Below are 19,599 nucleotides of genomic sequence, written 5' to 3' on the forward strand. Positions count from 1 at the left end.
AAAAATGGGCGAATCAACGTTATGCTGATTGGCCCATTTTTTTATTGTGGTCACGCCCTAATACTAAATCTACTTCGGACTAGTAGCAATTACAAACTTCAAATTGTTCTTTACTCCTATTTGCAAAACATCAACTAAATCTTGAACCTGCAAATTAAAAGGAATACGAACTACAACCGTTTGCTCCTTGTCTGCCCCTATTTTTGTCATTAAACTTGTTTCTAGATTTTCAAAGTCCACGGGTTCTTTGTCTATGTAGAACTTTTTATCTTCGGTAACGGATAAACTGATTAATTGTTTATTTGTTTTTTCATTTGCCTTGGCTTTTGGCAAAGTCATCTTGATAACATTCGGGTTTGCAAGTGTTGAAATAATTAAGAAAAACAACAGCAGGAAAAACATAATATCACTCAGCGATGAAGTTGCAACCTCAGCATGAAATCTTCTTTTTCTCTTAATAGACATACCTTATGCTCTTTGAATTATGTTTACAAATTCTAATATTTGTTTCTGAATTTTCAAGGCAAAATCATCAATTTTTCCATTCAATAAATGATAAGCGCTATAGGCAATAATTCCAACAATTAATCCTGATCCCGAGCTGATCATTTTCTCATACAAACCTCCAGAAATATTTCCAATACTAATATTTTCTGTTACTGAGATACTGTAGAAAATTTTAATAACCCCCGAAATTGTTCCAATAAAACCTAGAGTTGGCGCAATACCAGCAATAAGCCCAAGATGTCCTAAACGGCGTTCCATTTCACCAATTTCAATATCGGCAGCACGATCCATATTTGATTCGATTTCGGCAATTGGCCTTCCAATAACCAGAACTCCTTCTTTCAAGATATTTCCTGCAGCGGTATTACTTCTTTCTACAATTGTTCTAGCCAATTCGATATTTCCTGCATTCAATTTATCACCAACATCCTGCATTAATCTATTATCAATTTTTGACGCTTTAGTGATATACATATAACGCTCAAAAATGATGTAAATAGTATAAAATAATAAAAGCGCGATTGGAATTAGGAAGAAACCTCCTTTTAAGATAAAACCTAAAACAGAAATTTCGGTATTGGGAGCAATTTTTTCGATAACTACGTTAGATGCGTTTGCAATGGTATCTGTTTGTAATTGAATGAGGCTAAACATATTTTAATTCTTGTTTTTAATAATTAATTCTAAAAAATATTTCAATTTTGCACTAAAGATAATTTTCATTGTAATATTAAACTAAAAAAACGAAAATTATTTCAATTACCAACTATTTTATCCAAATAAAATGAACTATCAAGAGACTACAAACTGGATGTTTAATCAATTACCAATGTATCAGCTTCAAGGTGCTTCGGCATACAAAGAAGATCTCACAAACATCAAATTACTGGCGGAACATCTTGGTAATCCAGAAACGCAGTTAAAGTGCATACATGTTGCTGGAACAAACGGAAAAGGGTCAACATCACATATGCTGGCTTCGGTTTTACATGAAGCTGGATATAATGTTGGTTTGTATACTTCGCCGCATTTAAAAGATTTTAGAGAACGTATTAAAATTAACGGTCAAGAAATCTCTGAAAATTTTGTGTGCGAGTTTATCGAAAAGCATAAAAGCTTTTTTGAGGCTAATGACATGAGTTTCTTCGAAATGTCTGTTGGTTTAGCTTTTGACTATTTTGCATCTGAAAAAGTTGATATTGCCATTATTGAAGTCGGCCTGGGCGGAAGACTTGATGCTACTAATATTATTACTCCATTAGTTTCTGTAATTACCAATATAGGTTTAGACCATACTCAGTTTTTAGGAAATACGCTAGAAGCGATTGCAGGTGAAAAAGCCGGCATTATAAAATCAAACATTCCTGTTGTTGTTGGTGAATATACTACTGAAACACAGCCGGTTTTTTTAGCTAAAGCCGAAGAAAAAAAAGCACCTATTTATTTTGCCTCTGATTTAATTAGCGATGTATTCCCGTCTGACTTAATTGGAGATTATCAGTTTCACAATAAAAAAACGGTACAGCAGACTATTAAAATTATAAACGAAACTACTGACTTTAAAGTTTCAGAAGAAAGTGTAAAATCTGGTTTATTGAATGTGGTCAAAAATACAGCATTGCAAGGAAGATGGCAGCAGCTTGGCGAGAATCCAAAAATTATTTGCGACACGGCACATAACAAACATGGATTAACGGTTGTAATGAACCAGATTAAAAAAGAAACTTTTGAAAATTTACATATTGTTTTAGGCGTTGTAAATGATAAAGATCTAGATTCTATTTTACCACTTTTTCCTCAAAGTGCACATTATTATTTCTGCAGTCCAAATTCTTCAAGAGGATTAAGCACCGAAATTTTGCAGAGCGAAGCAAAAAAGCATCAATTAATAGGAGAAAAATACGATTCTGTTGAAAGCGCTTTCGCGGAAGCGAAGAAAAATGCTTCGGAAAATGATTTTATTTACGTTGGCGGAAGCACTTTTGTTGTTGCCGAACTGCCTTTGGGTTAAAATATACTTTTGATCTACAAAAAACTTTAAAAAAATCATTTTAATAACAAATTCATAAACAGACAGATATAAATTATTTTAAAAAAAGTTTTATTTTTTCTTCAAAATCCTTTGCAGAACTCGAAAACTAGCGTATATTTGCACTCGCAATCACAAACGATAGCAACCTAGTAAAATAGGGCGATTAGCTCAGCTGGTTCAGAGCACCTCGTTTACACCGAGGGGGTCGGGGGTTCGAACCCCTCATCGCCCACCAAGAAACTCCTTAAGAAATTAAGGAGTTTTTTTTGTGATATACTTTCACAATTTGCTTATCAATATTTCACCATCAATCATTACTTTGCAATTTCTCACATACTTTTTCAAGAAGCTTCTTAGTTTGTTTGAAATATTTCATTTTATCATCAATCTCTTTTATTTTTGACTGAAAAAGTTCAAGTGTTTCAGGTTTCGAATCAGTGCTTTCAAACCAAGTGGTTAGTATTTTTTTTATTTCTGCTAATGTAAAGCCGACTTCTCTTGCTTCTATGATGATTTCTAAACGCTCTACGACATTATCATCGTAATTTTTATAATTATTAGACTTCACTTCTTCATTAGTTAATCCCTTGATCATTCCTAGATTTTCATAATATCTAATAGTATGAATTGATAATCCCGTTTTCTTTGATAATTCGTTTATAAGCATAGCTTCTTTTTTTTAATACAAAACAACAAAGCATAGAGTATAGTCTATACTTTTAAGTTGTAAATATACTACTTATTTTGTTTTTTAAATTTTTAAAACAAAAGAAATAAAGTAATTTTAATATTAACGAAAACAGATGTATAGCACAACAGTAATCACAAAATATTTGCATAAAAAAACTCCTTAAATTTCTTAAGGAGTTTTTCTATCGCTTTCATTTTCCTAAAAACTTAATTTATTTTAAAAAATCAAAAAGATCATTTCGCCAGCAGTTTTTTAATTTCGGCAGCGATGTTATCTAAATTGTCGGGAGTATTTCCTGTTGACATAAATCTCAAGACTCCATCTTGATCTAATAAAAAGTTTTTCGGGATTGAACCTTTTGCAAACTCATTCCATATTTTCCCATTTGGATCAATTCCATAATTAAAATCAATTCCGTCTTTTCTCAGTTTAACAACTTTTTTCGAAACAACTTCTTGAGTTTCTCCACTTGAAATTGCTAAAAATACAAAATCAGTGTTTTTATTGGGTTCAATAATTTTCGATGGTATCTCATAGAACTCCATTAAACAAGGCGCGCACCAAGTTGCCCAAAAATTTACTAGAACTACTTTTCCTTTTAAATCAGAAAGTTTTACTTCTTTACCATCTATTAGTTTTAAGGTAAAATCTTTTGCTTTCTCATTTAGTTTTAAAATGTACTCGTCTTCTTTTACCAATTTTTGGCTTTTTTCAGACTGAGCTGCATTTTTTTTATCGTTTTCAATTTTTTCTTGCTCGCTGAAAATCTCAATTAAAATTACGAACTCCTTATCTCCTATTTTATCCCCAAACTTTTTTGCCAGCTCATTTCTTTCATTTTCAGAAACTCCTTTAACCATAGATTTAACATAACCATCGGCACCATATTTCTCAACATCGGCCATTGTACCAATCTCATTGTTGATTATCAATACATATTCAGGCTTTTTTGCCACTTTATCTTGTCCGTAAAAAGATTGAGCAATTATTATAAAAACAAAGACGAATAGTTTTTTCATATTTTAATTGGTAATTAAGAAGATTATTGTTTTTTATAAACAGCAAACACATAGTCCTGAAGCTTCAAGACTATGTGCTAAAAAATTACTTTTTGCTAATATAAGAAATATCTCTGTTCGTAATAATTTAAAATTCAGAGTGATAAACAATATCGCGAAACGACTATTTCCCTGTATTGGTTAATTCAACTTTAGCACTAAGGTTATCTCTTGTTAAGGTCACAGAATTTACTTTTCCGTCGCTGAAACCAAATTTCAACAAGTTCGGATAATCTATAATTCTAAAATATCCATTTTTAAGATATACCAACTCATTATCATTTTTTCCTTTAAAGTGATCTAATAATGGAGATTCAACATAAAGGCGATTATTTTTTTCTACAATTTTTGTTTCTACACCTTGCGCGTAAAGAAAATCATCATAAGTCCCAACTAGTTTTTCTTTTAGACTTGAAGGCATTTCCTGAACTTCTTCATTAGAAGTATTTTTATTCCAGCCCATCACTCTTAAAAGTGTTCTTTGAGTATTTCCCATCACAGGAAAACGATTCTTTTTTTCGCCATTGGTTAAAAATGTAAAGCCGTTTCCATCTGTCATTGTTGCAAAAATACTTCCGCCAACTCCTGTATTTGAACCGTTACACATAAACCAATCATAGTTATTGTAACCAAAGGACTTTTGCCATCCATAACTCCAACCGCCAACGGCATCTTTTAAAGCGGTTACTTCTGTAACTTTTTGAGCAACATCATGAGAAATCACTTTATTATTTTTATTGCGTAATGCATTTTGCATTTCGATAGCAATCAGGGCTAAATCAGTTGGTGTAGACCACATTCCTGATGGTCCAACTTGCGGCGTGATTGGCAGACCTGTTCTAATAACTTTTTCATTTTCATCATGTACAAGAGCTACATTTGTTGGAAATCCTTTTTCATTTGGCTGTATCATTGTAGTATTTTTTAATCCAAGAGGAGTAAAAATATGCTCTTTTGCTAGTTCAGCTATAGATTTTTTAAAAGTATCTTCTAAAGCCATTTGAACAATTACATAACCACCGCCGCTATATGCCCAATCTGTTCCAGGTTCAAACAAGAATTCAATTTCTTTATCATATCTTGGAATTTTCCCTAAAAGACTTTCTTTTATGGTTGGAATTGTATCTCCTTCATAGTGATCTGCAAATCCGCTTTGACTTGTGCCAGCGGTATGATTTAAAAATTGTTTCCATGTTGGTCTATTGTTTTCGATAAACTTACTTTTTGGTAAATGCCAGCGTTTTAAATAACCATCAATTGGGTCGTCTAATTTAATTAATCCTTTTTCTTCAAGAATAAAACAAAGAAGTGCTGTAATTGGTTTTGAAATTGAAGCTGTAGAAAAAGCAGTGTTTTGATCTATTTTTTCTTTTAAATCTATTGATTTTACACCAAATTGGTTTGAGTACACAATCTTGTAGTTTTCGAAAACAACAAGACTAAATCCCGCAAGTTTATATTTTTCTAATTGTGGATCAATATTTAAACTGTCTGTTAGAAAGCTATAATCTTTACTTTTTGCAATTGCTTTTTTGTTTGTTTGAGCACTTGCGACTGTTACTATAAGAAGTAATAAATAAATAATGTTTTTCATGGTATCGTGATTTTTAAGGTTAGAAATTTATTTCGGTACAAAGATGTGGGAGAAATTAAACCTATGCGACCGAATAAAACTATTCGAACGCATTTGTCTCCAGCAATGCGTACGAGTAATTACAAAACATTAAAAAACAACACATTGAAACAATAAACAAATGCATTTTTGAAAGATCATTATTTTTTATTCGAACTAAAAAAACTTCAGTTTCTGAAAATTCGAACTCCAATATTATTTACACAACAGATAAAATTGCTTGATTTATTCTAAACCGAAAAGAGAAAACCAAGAAAGGAAAATACAATTTATTCTACTTTCCTATTTATTTATAAATACATCCGATAAAGTAACAGATAATTGAAATACAGATTTATCCAAACGTAAAAAACTCCTTAATTTCTTAAGGAGTTTTTGCATTCTATTTTAATGATATTATTTGTGTCTGTTACAAACTTGCATTATCCGGTTTCATATCTTTCAAAATTGTGTCATAAATTGAATTCAGAAGTGTTTGTCTCATTTTTGAGTTTCTATAATCTAACAGTATTATGATTCCCCAATTTTTAGCTCTGTCATAACATATTATTGAAGATTGTCCCATTGAGTCTCCAGATTTCATATAAATTGTGTTTTTATCATCTGTCATAATATTTAACCCCAATCCTAATTCTCTCTTTTCATCTTTATAAAATATTTTTTCAGTAATCACAGCTGCCTTACCTACTTTATTGTCTTTGTTTAAAACTGCTTTTAAATAGGTAACCATATCAGAAGCATTCGATTTAACTAATCCTGCTGGTGCAGTAACATTCCAATTAAAAAACTCCTGAATACCCCCTTCTGGATTGTGAACAGTTGTACGGTTTTTTACATTAAAATCTTTAGTTAAAGTACTAGTCATTTTTAATGGTTTTATCATTTTGCTTGTGATAATCTCATCATAACTCTTGTTATAAACTTTCTCTAATATTTGTCCAAGTAAAGTAAACCCAATCGTAGAATAACGGTATTTACCATAATCTTTTAATTCAGAACAGTTATTTACAATTGCAACCAATGATTCTTTCGTTACACTGCTCACAGGTTGTTGCGGATTTAACTCCATTAGTTTTCCAAAATCGATATCTGGCAAACCTGATTGATGAGAAGCTAAATCTGAAATTCTAATTTTGTTTTTAAGATTGCTTTGCAGTACATATTCTTTTGGAAGATAGCTGTCTATATAATCTTCCAATTTCAATTTTTTCTCAATAGCGGCTTGTGCTATTAAATTTGAAGTTAAAATTTTAGTAATTGATGCTATTTCAAATATAGAGTTCTTGTCAATTTTAGCTTGACTCTCTGCATTCAAATTCCCGTATGCAGTATAATATTCTTCATTGTTTAGAACAAAGCCTACACTAATGCCAACATTGGGATTTTTTTGGTGACTATCTTTTATTATCGAATCTATTCTTTGAGAAATTCCTTGTCCAAAAGAAAAGTTAGTTACTAATAAAAGTGCTGCTAAAAATTTTACTGAAGTTTTCATGGTATCGTATTTTTATGGTTATAAATTTATTTCGATACAAACTTGCGAAAGAAACTTATGATACGCGACCGAATAAAACTACTCGTACGCATTTGTTTAAAAAACCGCGTACGAATAATTACAAAACCATGAATTACAACGCCTTGCGAAAATCAGTAGGAGTAAAACCGGTATGCTTTTTAAAAGCAGTATTGAACGAAGATTTTGAATTAAAACCTACTTCGTACAGAATTTCTAAAATTGTTACTTTACTTTTTGTAACGTCTTTTAAAATATTCTTTGCATTTTCGATACGATAGGCATTAATAAAATCGTAAAAGTGCTGCTCTAATTTATGATTGATTAAAAGCGACAAATCTCGTACAGGAATTTGAATGTCGTTTGAGACATCTTGTATTGTCAAAGAAGGATTAAGAAACGGCTTTTCTTCACTCATATATTGCTGCAGTTTCAATAACTCTTCACTGTATATTTTTTCAGATACAGCTGTGGGAGCATTAATTCTTTCTTCAGAAACAATGTCTTTAACTAGTTTTAATTTTGAATCGATGTTCCTGAATAAATCTGGATTATTTAAAGCCTTAAATAAATACCAGCAAATAATGAAGGGCTGCATTAACATAATTCCAGCTTTTATCCATTCGGAGATATCTGGATATTCTGAAAACTTAAAAATATTTTTTACAATAGCAACTACATACAAGATTGAAAGAAGTGTCGCAAACTGAAATAACCAATTATAGGAATTGACATGAGTACCTGCATTATTTTCGAGATACAGTTTTTTGGCTCTTTTTAATAACATAAAAATGGCCGCAAAATAAACAATGATCTGAATGTGTATTAAAACATGAATAAACTGCAATTCGATCATACTTTGACGATTTATTATAAAATCCATTTTTGCAGCATCATCTACAGCATAGAAGCGCGGCACTAAAACAGCATTTACAATTAAAAACGGAATTGCATGCATAAGATATTTGGGCTTTAATTTAAAATCAGAATAAGAAACTGATAATACATACAAGTAAAAAACCGGGATTTGAAGAAACGCAATTGTAGATCTGAATATTCCCAAATTTGAAGGTCTGTCGAACATTAATCCGAACAAAGGCTCACTTGAATCGATTGCGTTTATTAATAGAAAAACAGCAAAAAGAATATTACTTGTTTTGTCTTTTGTTTTAACTGTGAGCAGAAAAAATATAAGTAATACTGAAATGAACAAAGTAATTATGGTTGCAACAATTAATAAATTAATCTTATCCATTTTTGTTTTTTAGTGGTATTATTGTTTATAATTATAACCTGCTTATTTAGATCTGCCTCCAAATATTAGTATATTTTTCTAACTGTACTTCAGCGGTAAACTTGTTCTTTTTCAAAGCGAATATATGAAATATTTTCACTTTTTATTATTTCCTTTTTCTTGAAAAAGAAATAATTTCTTACTGTTTTATTATTCTCTTTTTCTTAAAATCAAGCGAAAAAGCAAAACTCTGAAATCCTGCGTTTTATGTTCTCTATTCTTGTTTTACCGATTTAAAAAGAGTTTCAAGTGTCGATTTTTTCTGATTCACTAGTATCAATTGACTTTTATCGTTTAAGAAAATCATATCTATAAATTCCTTGTCTGGATTAAATTTGTATTTTTTCATCTCTGTAAAATTTCTTTGCACCAGCTTTAACTTCTCGGCACTATTTTTCGAAACAATTATAACCTTAGTAAGCGGTGTTTTTTTCATTTTGTCAATACTTACTTCTGTCAATTCAGAATCAAATTCGGTTCTCGAACGGTAACGAAACATTTTTCTTATTACATTTACGTCTTCTTCATTTTCAGAAATTACATATCTATAAGCCATAATATTATCAAGCTCATTTATCCAATTCGGGAAGTTAGTCTCATATTGTTTGATGTAATTATCTATAAAACTTCTATCAATTCCTTTCTTCTGATTAATGTATTCTATAACCAATGGATAAATTTGTTTCGCCATAAGACTGATATATTTTCTATTATACCAATCTCCATCATCAATTTTCCCGTCTAATTGTTCATAAACATATCCATTTCCTAATGCTGTTGCCAAAACTTCATTCATCAGCTGATAAGCATAATTACTGCACTTTGATTTATTTTCTTTAAAATAAGAATCTATATCTTTTTTTACTTCGAGCGATTCTTCGTCATAAATGATATGATAGGTTTCGTGCAGCATAACACTAAACAAATCTTTGTATGAATCTAAATCAGTCTGCACGGCACTAATAAAATTATTGCAGAAAGCCTGGGCAGTAAATCCTTTAGAATTAGGCAGCGGATAAAAAGCTATTTCGAATGGAATTGAAGTATCCCAGCCGGAATTATAAAATGTAAGTCCCGTTTGAAAATACTTTTCCATGTCATGTTCGTTCGAATATTTTGTAATTTCTACAATTTGTTTTTCGAATTTCTCTTTGTTTGGATTATAAATCAGCTCGTTGTAAATAGGTGTAAACTCTGAAATACTTTCTGCCAAATCATTCAACGTTTTATTAGGAATAAAACCAATTGAACGTATTTTGAAATCTTTTAAATTATCAGTTTCAATCAAGTTCTTTTTTAGTAAATCTTCTGTCTGCATCGACTTTTTTAAACCATAAGGATAATCCTCAAATGGAAAACTATAGTAAATATTTAAAAGGTCAAACTTTGAAGCTATACTTTTGTATTTCTCCGTATAATATTTTGATTTTTGAAATTCTGTTTTAAAAACATTCTCTGGAGAATTCTCAGAAAGATTTTGTAAAAAAACAAAAACAGCTAATTGTTCTGAATATTTAATTTTAAAAACTGCCTTTTGTCCAAATGCTAAAGTTGTCAAAAGTAAAAACAAGAGCCAAAGTTTATTTTTCATACAATCCTATTAGGGTTTAAAATAATTTGTAGAGTTACGTATTAAATTCTATTTGTTAAAAATCGAGCTAAAAAATATATCTTTTTAAATCCTTAAAGAACCGCGAAATGCTCTCGCTGCATAATACGAATCTGCTCCGTTATGATATACAAAAACGGTGTTATAACGAAAATCTGAAAAAACAGCGCCGCCAAGTTTTCTAATATCTGCAGGTGTTTTGATCCAACTTGAAGTTTTAGCATCAAACTTACCCAATTTCTGCAGCTCTCGATATTCTGATTCGTTCAAAATTTGAATCCCCATTTCGTCTGCCATATTTATGGCACTGTCTTTAGGTTTGTGTTCCTTTCTTTTTTCAAGTGCTTCATGATCGTAACAAATACTTCGACGTCCCTTTGGGCTTTCTGGCGAACAGTCATAAAAAATATATTCATCCGTTTTCGCATCATAACCTACAACATCTGGCTCGCCTTCTGTTCTTTCCATTTCATCAAGCGACCATAATTTCTCTGGATTTGCTTTTAGTTTTGCTTCGACTTTACTCCAATCAATTCCTTGATGTCTATTCAAATTTTTCAAAAAACGAGTTTCCAAAACCTTAAGCAGTTCTTCGGTTCCTTCTGGCGATAGTTTATTAGTAGTATTCATGATCTTGTATTTCTTGTTTTGAACATTCCCTTAAATAAATTAATCTTTCAGTCCTTTTCCTTCTAAAATCTGAGGAATATTTTTCTCGACTCTTGATTCTCTGGTTTTAGATTGTTTGGGTTGCGAAAAATGCAGTAAATAGCCTCTTTGTCTTCCTGGTGTTAATGCTTCAAAAGCTTTTTTTAAATTAGGCATTTCATCTAACTTCTTTTGAAATTCTGCCGAAACCTCAAAATCGGTTGTCTCTTTCAATTCGACTTTTAAACCCGCTTTTTCAATTTCGATTGCCTGATAAATGTAGGTTTTCAAAATCGTCTTTTGATCAATTATTTCTTTAAGATTCGTAAATCTAATTTGACGTGCTGCCTGGACATTCTCAGACTGGTGAATTAAAATGTCGTTCGTATCTTTTAATAAAGCGCCTTTAAAAAACAAAAAAGCACAATATTCTTTAAACTCATGAATTAAAACAATATTACTTTTTCCTAAAGTATAACAAGGGGTTCCCCACTTTAATTCTTCAGTAAGCTGACAATCGAGGGCAATTTCTCGAAGTTGTTCCAATTCCTTTTGCCACTTTTCAACTTTATCAAAATAAAAATCAACTTTAGGATTCTCGTTGCCTTTTGTCATGAAATTTCACTTTAGGTTAGTACCGTTTTAAACTTTATACTTTTGCTAATTTAGAAAAAATCCTATTAAAGAAATATGTTCTTCAATAATTTAAAAAAGCATAATAAACGAATAGACCATTAAAATTTGGATAAAATTCTATTCAACCAAACAAATCTCGAAAACAGTTTTTCCATTTTTGTTTTTATTTGCAATATAGCCGCCGTGCGCTTCAACAATGTTTTTAGATAATGTTAAACCAATTCCTGCACCTTCATCTCTTGTTGTAAAAAACGGCAGGAATATTTTGTTTTCTATTTCCTTTTCTACTCCAATTCCGGTATCAATTATTCTAATAAAAGTTCTGTTTTCTTTGGCTTCAGCCGAAATTATAATTCGCTTTTCGCCGCAGTTTTTTAAAGCATGAATCGAATTTGTGAGCAAATTAATTAATACTTGTTCCATTTGATGCGCATCAACATTAATCCTGTATTTAAACGAAATTGTATTTACTATATTTATTTGCTGCTCAACAAATAATGGATTCATAATTTGAATGCAATTATCAATTAAATACTGCAGTTCTGTTTTCTCTTTTTTGGGAGAAGGCAGCATGGCAAGTTTTCGATAACCTTCGACAAATTTTTGCAAATGATCGCTTCGTCTCAGCATAGTTTCGACACTATTTTTTACATCTTCTAAGTCTTCTGCTGACAGCGAATCTTGATCGACTAAATCTTGTAAATTTTGGCAAATAGATCGAATTGGCGTTATCGAATTTAAAAGTTCATGCGAAATGACTTTCATTAAATTTACCCACGCTTCTTTTTCTTTTTTCTCAACAACGTTCTGAATCGAATCGAGGAGTACAATACAATAATCACGTTCAAAAATTTCAGTTCGAGAAGCCTGCAAAACAAATGTCTGCTGATTTTGTTCGTTTACTCTAATTTCGATCGATGTTTTTATTTCCTGAAAATCATCCTTTTCAATGATTTCACATAAAGCAGGAAGCTGGTTTTTAAGATATTTCCATCTCGAAACTTTTGGAACATTAAAATAGGAAGAAAAATAATCGTTCATTAAAAAAACATTCCACTCCTTTTCTTGCTTTTGCAGAATAACAATTCCAGTTTCAATATTATTTAGAATCGAACGATAAATAATATCTTTTGAAACCTGTTCGTTTTGCCTGTTCTTCATCGTATCATACAATTGAAACAGTTCGGTATAATTTTTATCAATTTTATGTTTGGTAAAATCTGATGTGAAATCATTTTGCAAAATCGATGAAATGGTTTTGTCATAGAGCAAAATAAAATTGCGGACATAAAAATACATTTCACGAGCTATTAGGAAAACTATAAAAAGCCCGAAAATACCCGTAAACAACAATCCTATTTTAAAAAAATAAATAGAAAATTCGATTCCAATGACAATTAAAATCAATCGAAAAAACAACAATTTATAAGTTTGAAAAGTTTTAAACATATTAACTAATATTGATATTATACTTCTCTAAACGTCGGTACAACGATCCCCTTGACAATCCCAAATCATCAGCAGTTTTACTAATATTATTGCCGTTTTTAAAAAGTGCTTTTTCTATTGCCGTTTTTTCTACTGAAGAAAGCTGAATGTCATCTGCGCTTTCATCATAAGGCGTTATAATCTCTAAATCCAAATCAGAAACAGAAATGAGATTGTTTTCGCAGAGAATAACCGCACGTTCAATTTTATTTTCCATTTCACGAATATTTCCGTTCCAAGCATGTTTTTCAATCTGTTCTAAGACTTTTTTATCAAAAGTAATTTCACCCCGTCCATACTTTGCTGCCATTTTTTCTAAAAGATATTCAGCCAACGGAATTTTATCTTCGTTACGCTCTCTCAGCGGAGGCAGAACAATTTCCATGGTATTGATTCGATAATACAAATCTTCCCTGAAATTTTTATCGGCAGCTTCTAATTTTAAATTTAAATTAGTTGCCGTAATAATCCTGACATTTAATGGTCTTGCTTTTGTTTCGCCCAATCTTGTCACGGTTTTAGTTTGAATAACCTGCAATAATTTTGATTGCAGATGCAAAGGCACATTTCCTATTTCATCTAAAAAAATAGTTCCGTTTTGCGCCATTTCAAAACGTCCCGGCGTATCGATTTTGGCATCGGTAAAAGCACCTTTTGCATAACCAAACAATTCACTTTCAAAAATATTTGAGTTCAACGAACCTAAATCAACCGCAATAAAAGGATTGTTTTTTCTTTCAGATTTAGTGTAAATATGATGTGCGAGAACAAATTTTCCCGTTCCGTTTTCGCCAAGAATCAAAACATTAGCATCTGTTTTTGCCACTTTATCGGCCAATAAATATGCCTTTTTTATAATCTCTGAAGTTCCTATGAAAAAGTCATTTTCAATTTCGGCCGCTTTTTGTCTTTTCTGATCCTTTCTAGATTTATCAACGGCTAGCTTTACAGATTCTAATAGTTTTTTATTTTCCCAAGGTTTTAAAATATAATCAAAAGCTCCAGATTTTAATCCTTCAACAGCAGTTTCAACTTTACCAAAAGCCGTCATTAAAATCACAACAGTTTTTGGCGAAAGTGTTTTTATTTCTTTTAAAAGATACAAGCCCTCCCTTCCATCTTCAAAACCAATTCTGTAATTCATGTCTAGTAAAACAACATCAATACTTTTTTCTGATAATAATTCGACAATATTTTTTGGATTATTGAGTGTATAAATCTCTTCAAAGTACTTTTTTAAGTACACTTTTGATGCAAAAAGAATGTCTTCCTGATCGTCGATGATTAATATAGAAGCGTTTGTTTTTTTCATTTTTGTTCGGTTTTGGACGAAAGCTGTCCATTTTTGGACAGTTTAATTAGTATTGAAAAAATAAAAACGTAAAAATAAAGCAGTTACAGATTTTAAATTTTTGGCACGAAAATCACATTTAGACTAATAAATCATCAAATATGAGAATCTTTTTTGCTGGTAAAAGTAACAAAAATAGACATTTATCAATTATATTGTAAACATCTTAATTTTCGAACTGTTTCTTTTACTTCGGCACTAAAAGTAATCATCAAACATCAATCTTTAAAACAGCATTTATGATCAGTATTACAAAACTTTCAAAAACTTTTAGAACTGAAGAAGTAGAAACAAAAGCATTAAGCCAAATTTCCTTAACAATCAATGAAGGCGACTTTGTTTCGATTATGGGACCTTCTGGAAGTGGAAAATCAACTTTATTAAATATCATCGGGTTATTAGACAGCGCCTCAGATGGAAGCTATAAATTACTGGATCGAGAAATGATTGGTACTAATGAAAAAGTAAAAACGAAAGTTCGAAAAGAAAACATTGGTTTTATTTTTCAGAATTTTAATTTAATTGATGAGTTATCTGTTTATGATAATATTGAATTGCCGTTGCTTTACAATAAATTGCATTCTTTTGAAAGAAAGAAAAAAGTAGAAGATATTGCGGCCATATTAGGCATTTCACATCGCTTAAAACACTTTCCGCAGCAGCTGTCAGGTGGTCAGCAACAGCGTGTTGCCGTAGCAAGAGCTTTGATTAATGATCCTAAAATTATTCTTGCCGATGAGCCGACTGGAAATCTAGACAGTAAAAATGGAAATGAGGTAATGGAATTGCTAACTGATCTTCATGCAAGCGGAGCAACAATTTTAATGGTAACACATTCTGATTATGACGCTTCGTTTTCGCAAAAAACAATTTTAATGAAAGACGGAATCATTCTTTCAGAAAAATTAAATCATAAAAATGTTGATGTTTTCGCAACAACTTTAAACAACTAAGATCATGCTGAAAAACTGGATTAACATATTTATATATCACATCAAAAACAACAAATTCTTTACGGCTTTGAATGTTTTGGGTTTGAGCATTGGAATCGCGGGATTAATTTTTGCAATTTTATATTGGAACGACGAACAGAGTTATGATCAATGGAACCCTAATAAAGACAATGTCTTTTTGGTAGCAAATCAAATGGATCCTACTACATATTGGGCTTCAAGTTCTGCTCCGATAGGATCTACAATAAAAAACACAAATCCTGAAGTCGAATCTTATTGTTATGTAAATGGAAATTATGATAATGAAATCATTCATTTTGAAGGTAAAAAAATACAGTCTGATAAAATTCTTGTAGCACAAAAAAACTTTTTTGATTATTTCCCCTATCAATTTATAGAAGGAAATGCAAAAACAGGTTTACCAGATGGCAACAGCATTTGTTTATCTGAAGATTTGGCTGCACAGCTTTTTGGAAATAAAAGTGCATTTGGTAAAAAAGTAGTCTTGCAGAATCAGGTTTTGGTTGTTCGAGGAGTTTACAAACTAGACAAAAAGTCGATTTTTAATCCTTCTTGTGTAGTTAATTTTATGGATTTAAGAGTAAAAAACACCATTCAGCAATGGGGAAATTTTCAGTTCATTCTTTTATTAAAACTAAAAAATCCAACTGATATAGGTTTGGTCAGCAAAAATCTGGCTAAAGTTTATTATGATAACATGACGGTGCCTCAAGCCAAATTTCAAGGTATGGCTCCAGAAGAGTTTATTAAAAAATATGGACAAGTAAAACCTCATTTAGAGTCTTTAGCTTCTATTCGTTTGCATACCAAAACTGGCGGTCTAATAGAAACCAATGGAAATTATCAACTTTTATTAATCTTTGTTGGCTTATCAATTTTAATCTTGATATTATCTATTGTCAATTATGTTAATTCTGCTACTGCAAATGCTGTAAAAAGAGCAAAAGAAATTGGTGTCCGAAAAGTTATCGGAGCTTCTAAAGCGAATATAATACAACAGTTTATTTTTGAAACGGCTATAATTTTATTGTTCTCCATTTTAATATCTCTTGTAATTGTCGAGCTTTCAATTCCTTATTATAATGCTTTCTTAGAAAAAAACCTAGCATTGCAAGGCGGACAATTCTATCTGCAATTAGCTGTTATTTTTGTTGTAACTGTAATCGTCGCTGGAATATTTCCTGCAATTTATGTTTCGAATTTTGAAGTTTTAAAAGTTTTAAGAGGCAATTTTATTCGAAGCAAAAGCGGTGTCTGGCTTCGCAACGGAATGTTGATATTTCAATTTGCCGTAGCAGCCTTCTTTATTATTGGGTCTTATATTGTATATCAGCAAATTGATTATATGAATTCTAAAGATTTGGGGTTTAACGGGAACCAGATTCTTGACATCTCTTATCGAAACATCTATGGCGAAAAAATTACAGATAAAAATCAATTTAGCAAATACAATAATATCAAAAACCAATTGCTTCGCATAAAAGGAGTAAAACAAGTAGCAGGCGGCGGCTTTGTTATGGGAAGAGGTGCAAAATCTGTAATTTCCTATCATTACAAAGATGTAAATATAGACGGGAGTAATATTCCAATAGATTTTGGACTTCTTGAAATGATGAAAATAAAAATAGTTAAAGGGCGCTATTTAAATCCTGCATATTCTCAGGACACCATTAATTCGATGTTAATTAATGAAACCGCTTTAAAATTATTAAACGAGAAAGATCCTATAGGTAAAAAAATAAACTGGGACGGAAAAGAAGCTATTATCGTGGGAGTTGTAAAAGATTTCAATATTGGACATCCTGGCGAAGCTGTACCGCCAATGTCAATATTTCATTTTAAAAGTGTATCGTGGTTTAGCGGTCTTTTGAACAATATTTATATAACAGCAGATCCTAAAACTATGCAGCAGACTATTGCTGATATAGAAAGTTTATGGTTAAAGAAAGTTGACACTGAATATCCTTTTATATATGATTTTGTTGATAAGGAATACAAAAGATCTTATAGCGGTTATGTTAAACAAAAGAACCTTTTTTCGTTACTAAATGTGATTGTTATTGTAATTGCTCTTATTGGTTTATTTGCTTTAGCTTCGTACTCAATCGAAAGACGTATGAAAGAAATCGCTATTCGAAAAACCCTTGGCGCCGAAACTAATGTTTTATTGAAAGAGCTTTGCAAACAATATATCCTTTTTAGCATTATAGGATTTATGATCGCATTATTTCCCGCTTACTATTTATTAAACAAATGGTTGGAAAATTTTGCTTATCGAGTTACTATTTCTGTTTCACCCTTTTTAATTGGTTTTACCATTTTACTATTGCTTACTCTCGGAGTAGTACTTTCGAGAGCGTATCAAGCGACCAAAGTTGATGTTTTACAATATTTAAAATACGAATAATCTAAATAATTTTTAAACTGTTAACCATTATTCATCAAAAACTCCTTAATTTTTTTAAGGAGTTTTTTTAGTTTAGACAGTTGTAAATTCAGCTTACTGCTATACTCAATTATAATAATCCTTTTACAATTCCTCTTTTAGATTGTTTTATAAAATCAAGAATCAAATTTCTTTCTATACTTTCTTCAAATTTACTTTCAATTAATGCTAACGCTAAAGTTGTATTTCTTTTTTCTTGAAAAATAATTCGATAAATTTCTTTTAGTTCATTTATCTTCTCAATTTCAAATTTTCTTCTTTTCAGGCCAACGCTATTCAAACCAGCATAACTCAAAGGTTCATGTGCAGCCGTAATATATGGCGGAACATCCTTTACAACCCTGCTCATTCCAGAAATCATACTATGATCACCAATATTTGAAAATTGATGTATGGCTGATAAACCGCTGATAGTAGCCCAATCTCCAACAGTTACCTCGCCTGCCATTCCAACATTAAAACCAATGACACAATTATTTCCAATAAAACAATCATGTCCAATATGAGCATTAGCCATAATCAAATTATGATTGCCAATTTTTGTTTTACCTTTAGAAGCTGTTCCCTTATTTATCGTTACGAACTCGCGAATAATTGTTTCATTTCCAATCTCAAGTAATGAATATTCACCTTTAAACTTCAAGTCTTGCGGATTTCCAGCTATTACTGACCCCGAATGAATTTCGCAGTTTTCACCAATTCTCGCACCACTCAACAAAGTAACATTATTACCAATCCAAGTATTATCCCCAATAACAACATCATTTTCAATAGTGGAAAAATTTCCAATACGAACATTGTTTCCAATAACAGCAGCATTTCCAATTATAGTATTTTTCAATATTTACTAATTTAATAAGTATACAAATATTAAAAAAAAGAAAACGTCATTTTTTGACCTAATGTCAAGTAATTGAAGCACGTATTCTACTTAAAGTTTCCTGACTTATACCAATAAGTGAGGCAATATCTTTCAGTTTGGCTTTCTTAATAATTTCAGGAAATGATTTAAGAAGATACAAATACTTCTCCTGAGCACTCATTAATCTAAACTGATGATGAAATTCATTTATTTTAGAGAGATAAAGCCTAAGCAATTTTAAGTGAAAACTAGAAAATAATGGATAGCGTAACAAAATTTGCTCATCATCAAAAGATAAAGAATATACAGTAGTTTCATCTAGAAGTTTGAAAAAATCTCAAATGATGGTTTTTGCTCAAAAAAACTACTCATCGAAGTAACAAATTGATTGTCGGTATAAATCCATTTTGTAACCTCTACACTTTCTACTATAGAAAAACGTCGTATAGTACCTGATTTAATAAAATAGATTTTATCACATATTTTACCCTCCTCAATAATTAATTGATTTTTCTTAAACTTTTCTTCAACAAAATATTCTTTTATTGCGTCTTCAGTTTCTTGATCCAGCTTTTGAAAGTTATTAATTACATTTATTAGTTCCTTCATATCCCAAATTATCTTAAACAAATTTATCAATATAATTAACAAGCTTTAAAATTTCTTTCCAATCCACGACTTGTGCATATCTCAACAAAATAAAAGCTTCTAAAGAACTTTATTCATTCGAAGACAATTCTGCGTATAAAGAATAAAAAACAACTTTAAAACAGCTGAAAACTAAAAGCACAGCGATCCCTTTCTACTGCTGAGACATAGTATATATTTCAGGATTGATTTCCAAAACCGCTATAAAT

17 protein-coding genes and 1 tRNA gene are annotated in these 19,599 nt (G+C 30.9%); 4 read left to right on the forward strand and 14 right to left on the reverse strand.

Annotated elements, in window-relative coordinates; genetic code table 11:
- Positions 1-69: 69 nt before the first annotated feature.
- Positions 70-465: a biopolymer transporter ExbD gene (locus BOW55_RS18060; RefSeq protein WP_089055379.1), complete on the reverse strand. Its 396-nt coding sequence runs from the start codon at positions 463-465 to the stop codon at positions 70-72.
- A 3-nt stretch (positions 466-468) separates the two neighbouring features.
- Complete coding sequence (locus BOW55_RS18065; RefSeq protein WP_129025578.1) at positions 469-1,161, reverse strand: MotA/TolQ/ExbB proton channel family protein; 693 nt, start codon at positions 1,159-1,161, stop codon at positions 469-471.
- A 130-nt stretch (positions 1,162-1,291) separates the two neighbouring features.
- On the opposite strand from BOW55_RS18065, the gene BOW55_RS18070 reads away from it, so the two are divergent.
- Both BOW55_RS18070 and BOW55_RS18075 read left to right on the forward strand, forming a co-directional pair.
- A complete protein-coding gene (locus tag BOW55_RS18070; protein WP_129025580.1) occupies positions 1,292-2,518 on the forward strand; it encodes a folylpolyglutamate synthase/dihydrofolate synthase family protein in 1,227 nt (408 codons plus the stop codon).
- A 178-nt stretch (positions 2,519-2,696) separates the two neighbouring features.
- Positions 2,697-2,774 (forward strand) — tRNA-Val (locus tag BOW55_RS18075).
- A 72-nt stretch (positions 2,775-2,846) separates the two neighbouring features.
- Here the strand turns inward: BOW55_RS18075 and BOW55_RS18080 are convergent.
- The 10 genes from BOW55_RS18080 to BOW55_RS18125 all read right to left on the reverse strand — a co-directional run bounded on the left by BOW55_RS18080 (position 2,847) and on the right by BOW55_RS18125 (position 14,421).
- The gene (locus BOW55_RS18080; protein ID WP_089055402.1) at positions 2,847-3,206 is read right to left on the reverse strand and encodes a MerR family transcriptional regulator; all 360 of its coding nucleotides are present in this window, start codon (positions 3,204-3,206) and stop codon (positions 2,847-2,849) included.
- Positions 3,207-3,463: 257 nt separating this feature from the next.
- The gene (locus BOW55_RS18085) at positions 3,464-4,249 is read right to left on the reverse strand and encodes a TlpA disulfide reductase family protein (RefSeq protein ID WP_129025582.1); all 786 of its coding nucleotides are present in this window, start codon (positions 4,247-4,249) and stop codon (positions 3,464-3,466) included.
- A 163-nt stretch (positions 4,250-4,412) separates the two neighbouring features.
- Entirely contained in the window at positions 4,413-5,882 is a 1,470-nt protein-coding gene (locus tag BOW55_RS18090; protein WP_129025584.1) for a serine hydrolase, read from the reverse strand.
- Positions 5,883-6,330: 448 nt separating this feature from the next.
- Positions 6,331-7,416: a serine hydrolase gene (locus tag BOW55_RS18095; RefSeq protein WP_129025586.1), complete on the reverse strand. Its 1,086-nt coding sequence runs from the start codon at positions 7,414-7,416 to the stop codon at positions 6,331-6,333.
- 133 nt (positions 7,417-7,549) lie between these two features.
- Positions 7,550-8,689 (reverse strand): AraC family transcriptional regulator, encoded by a 1,140-nt coding sequence (locus BOW55_RS18100; RefSeq protein WP_129025589.1) that lies wholly within the window; start codon positions 8,687-8,689, stop codon positions 7,550-7,552.
- Between the two features lie 253 nt (positions 8,690-8,942).
- Positions 8,943-10,319: a hypothetical protein gene (locus tag BOW55_RS18105; protein ID WP_129025591.1), complete on the reverse strand. Its 1,377-nt coding sequence runs from the start codon at positions 10,317-10,319 to the stop codon at positions 8,943-8,945.
- 84 nt (positions 10,320-10,403) lie between these two features.
- Positions 10,404-10,967, reverse strand: coding sequence for a DUF4256 domain-containing protein (locus BOW55_RS18110; RefSeq protein ID WP_129025593.1), 564 nt, complete (start codon positions 10,965-10,967; stop codon positions 10,404-10,406).
- A 39-nt stretch (positions 10,968-11,006) separates the two neighbouring features.
- Entirely contained in the window at positions 11,007-11,600 is a 594-nt protein-coding gene (locus BOW55_RS18115; protein WP_129025595.1) for a YdeI family protein, read from the reverse strand.
- A 138-nt stretch (positions 11,601-11,738) separates the two neighbouring features.
- Positions 11,739-13,070: a PAS domain-containing sensor histidine kinase gene (locus BOW55_RS18120; RefSeq protein WP_129025597.1), complete on the reverse strand. Its 1,332-nt coding sequence runs from the start codon at positions 13,068-13,070 to the stop codon at positions 11,739-11,741.
- Between the two features lies 1 nt (position 13,071).
- Positions 13,072-14,421, reverse strand: a complete 1,350-nt coding sequence (locus tag BOW55_RS18125; RefSeq protein ID WP_129025600.1) for a sigma-54 dependent transcriptional regulator — start codon at positions 14,419-14,421, stop codon at positions 13,072-13,074.
- A gap of 278 nt (positions 14,422-14,699) precedes the next feature.
- Between BOW55_RS18125 and BOW55_RS18130 the strand changes: the two genes are divergently transcribed.
- Positions 14,700-15,413 (forward strand): ABC transporter ATP-binding protein, encoded by a 714-nt coding sequence (locus BOW55_RS18130; protein ID WP_129025602.1) that lies wholly within the window; start codon positions 14,700-14,702, stop codon positions 15,411-15,413.
- Positions 15,414-15,417: 4 nt separating this feature from the next.
- Positions 15,418-17,841: an ABC transporter permease gene (locus BOW55_RS18135; RefSeq protein ID WP_129025604.1), complete on the forward strand. Its 2,424-nt coding sequence runs from the start codon at positions 15,418-15,420 to the stop codon at positions 17,839-17,841.
- 109 nt (positions 17,842-17,950) lie between these two features.
- Here the strand turns inward: BOW55_RS18135 and lpxA are convergent, their stop codons facing one another.
- Together lpxA and BOW55_RS21075 are read right to left on the reverse strand one after the other, a co-directional pair.
- A complete protein-coding gene (lpxA, locus tag BOW55_RS18140) occupies positions 17,951-18,721 on the reverse strand; it encodes an acyl-ACP--UDP-N-acetylglucosamine O-acyltransferase (protein WP_129025606.1) in 771 nt (256 codons plus the stop codon).
- 339 nt (positions 18,722-19,060) lie between these two features.
- Positions 19,061-19,351 carry a Crp/Fnr family transcriptional regulator gene (locus tag BOW55_RS21075; protein WP_206733622.1) on the reverse strand — a complete coding sequence of 97 codons (291 nt, stop codon included), beginning with the start codon at positions 19,349-19,351 and terminating at the stop codon, positions 19,061-19,063.
- Positions 19,352-19,599 lie beyond the last annotated feature (248 nt).

It is taken from the genome of Flavobacterium sp. YO12 (assembly GCF_004119495.1).
Lineage (GTDB): Bacteria > Bacteroidota > Bacteroidia > Flavobacteriales > Flavobacteriaceae > Flavobacterium.

Bases quoted from the DNA above. Each gene is read 5' to 3' on its own strand.
- BOW55_RS18060 (WP_089055379.1), bottom strand. From the start codon at position 465: ATGTCTATTAAGAGAAAAAGAAGATTTCATGCTGAGGTTGCAACTTCA.
- BOW55_RS18065 (WP_129025578.1), bottom strand. From the start codon at position 1,161: ATGTTTAGCCTCATTCAATTACAAACAGATACCATTGCAAACGCATCT.
- BOW55_RS18070 (WP_129025580.1), top strand. From the start codon at position 1,292: ATGAACTATCAAGAGACTACAAACTGGATGTTTAATCAATTACCAATG.
- BOW55_RS18080 (WP_089055402.1), bottom strand. From the start codon at position 3,206: ATGCTTATAAACGAATTATCAAAGAAAACGGGATTATCAATTCATACT.
- BOW55_RS18085 (WP_129025582.1), bottom strand. From the start codon at position 4,249: ATGAAAAAACTATTCGTCTTTGTTTTTATAATAATTGCTCAATCTTTT.
- BOW55_RS18090 (WP_129025584.1), bottom strand. From the start codon at position 5,882: ATGAAAAACATTATTTATTTATTACTTCTTATAGTAACAGTCGCAAGT.
- BOW55_RS18095 (WP_129025586.1), bottom strand. From the start codon at position 7,416: ATGAAAACTTCAGTAAAATTTTTAGCAGCACTTTTATTAGTAACTAAC.
- BOW55_RS18100 (WP_129025589.1), bottom strand. From the start codon at position 8,689: ATGGATAAGATTAATTTATTAATTGTTGCAACCATAATTACTTTGTTC.
- BOW55_RS18105 (WP_129025591.1), bottom strand. From the start codon at position 10,319: ATGAAAAATAAACTTTGGCTCTTGTTTTTACTTTTGACAACTTTAGCA.
- BOW55_RS18110 (WP_129025593.1), bottom strand. From the start codon at position 10,967: ATGAATACTACTAATAAACTATCGCCAGAAGGAACCGAAGAACTGCTT.
- BOW55_RS18115 (WP_129025595.1), bottom strand. From the start codon at position 11,600: ATGACAAAAGGCAACGAGAATCCTAAAGTTGATTTTTATTTTGATAAA.
- BOW55_RS18120 (WP_129025597.1), bottom strand. From the start codon at position 13,070: ATGTTTAAAACTTTTCAAACTTATAAATTGTTGTTTTTTCGATTGATT.
- BOW55_RS18125 (WP_129025600.1), bottom strand. From the start codon at position 14,421: ATGAAAAAAACAAACGCTTCTATATTAATCATCGACGATCAGGAAGAC.
- BOW55_RS18130 (WP_129025602.1), top strand. From the start codon at position 14,700: ATGATCAGTATTACAAAACTTTCAAAAACTTTTAGAACTGAAGAAGTA.
- BOW55_RS18135 (WP_129025604.1), top strand. From the start codon at position 15,418: ATGCTGAAAAACTGGATTAACATATTTATATATCACATCAAAAACAAC.
- BOW55_RS21075 (WP_206733622.1), bottom strand. From the start codon at position 19,351: ATGAAGGAACTAATAAATGTAATTAATAACTTTCAAAAGCTGGATCAA.